This window comes from Paenibacillus sp. 32O-W, from assembly GCF_007679495.1.
GTDB lineage: Bacteria > Bacillota > Bacilli > Paenibacillales > NBRC-103111 > Paenibacillus_L > Paenibacillus_L residui.
Genome location: NZ_VEGP01000147.1, coordinates 1 through 1517, shown reverse-complemented (window position 1 = coordinate 1517; position 1517 = coordinate 1). Strand labels below are relative to the sequence as shown.

Annotated in this window: 1 protein-coding gene; it reads left to right on the top strand. The window is 49.0% G+C overall.

Annotated features, from left to right (window positions below; translation table 11 throughout):
- The first annotated feature begins 156 nt into the window (after positions 1-156).
- Positions 157-1515: an IS4 family transposase gene (locus FS806_RS25175; RefSeq protein WP_144942084.1), complete on the top strand. Its 1359-nt coding sequence runs from the start codon at positions 157-159 to the stop codon at positions 1513-1515.
- Positions 1516-1517: the final 2 nt, after the last annotated feature.

Genomic DNA, 1517 nt, shown 5'->3' with positions numbered 1-1517 from the left:
TAACTCAACTTTCGCACCTGAAATTCTTGCCTGATGCCAAGTATGACAAGGAGTTAACGGTATATTTCAGGTGGTGTTGACAAATGAAAAACACCTTTCAGATTTGGTAGAATGGAAGTGACGAGCAACCATCCCAAACGAAAGGTGTGTAACTCTATGGTACACCACAAAGCTTCGTCTGAAAAGGCGGAACAACGAATTTCTGCTGCTCTATCTGCTCTTCAAATTGGCAACTTGTTGCGTAAAGCCGGTATTTCTAAGTCATTTGGCCTTTCCAGTCTCGCAATCTTCCAACTCATTTTTACGCTTGTATTTGAAGGGCGGAATTGGTTTCGGTTGTTGGACAGTGAACGCCGGCAATCCCTGCCTGGCAAAGATGTTGTCTATCGCTTCCTGAATCACCCACGCTTTGCGTGGCGGCGGTTTTTACATATGCTCAGCCTCAAGATTGTTCAGCACTTTGAGTCGCTCACATCCGCTTCTCGCATTCGGGCCTTCATCGTAGATGACTCTGTTCTGCGCCGGGATCGCAGCAAAAAAGCGGAACTACTTGCTCGCGTGTTCGACCATACAACCGGTCGTTATGCTCGGGGATATACGATGCTGACGCTCGGTTGGTCGGATGGTTTCAGCTTTGCTCCCATCGACTTTGTCATGCTTAGCTCTGCGAAGATCGCGAATCGTCTCTGTGAGATGAAGGAGTGGCTGCTCAAGCGTACACATGGATACAAACGCCGCTGCGAATCCATGACACGCAAACCCGATGCTGTCATCGGATTGCTTGACCGTGCGCTCAAAGCCGGGTTCAGTGCCGACTTTGTCTTGATGGACAGTTGGTTTACGCAAGCTCCCCTGTTGCGAGAACTGATGGGGCGCGGCCTTCACGTGATCGGAATGATCAAAGACATGAAACAGCGCTACCGTTTCGGGACGGAGCGGCTGACCCTGCGTGAACTGCACGCACGACTACCGAAAACGAAATCTTCCGAGATTCTGGGATCGGTCATTGTACAGCTTGATGGCGGGATGCTCATTAAGCTTGTCTTTGTTCAAAATCGGAATCGCAGACGGGATTGGTTGGCCATTCTAAGTACAGACGTCACCATCACCGATGCGGAGATCGTTCGCATTTATGGCATTCGCTGGAGCATTGAGACCTTCTTTAGGTTTGCCAAATCGTATCTGAAACTCGGGTCGGAGTTTCAGGGCCGCTCCTTCGATATGCTCATCAGCCACACCACCATCGTCTTTTCACGTTATCTGGTCATGGAATGGGAGCGACGAAATGAAAACGACCCTCGTTCTCTAGGCGGCCTGTTTTTCCTGCTCTCCGATGAAATTCGGGATTTAGACCTGAAAACTGCCCTACAACAATTGATTGCTTTCTTCATGGAGATGTCCAAAACCAAGAGCAAGCGAGATAAGTCTTCTGTTTTGAGTCAAGTCCAGCAATGGATGAGCACCTTACCCAGTTATATCAAGGGTTTGTTTGCCAATCTAAGCTGCGAAAGTTGAGT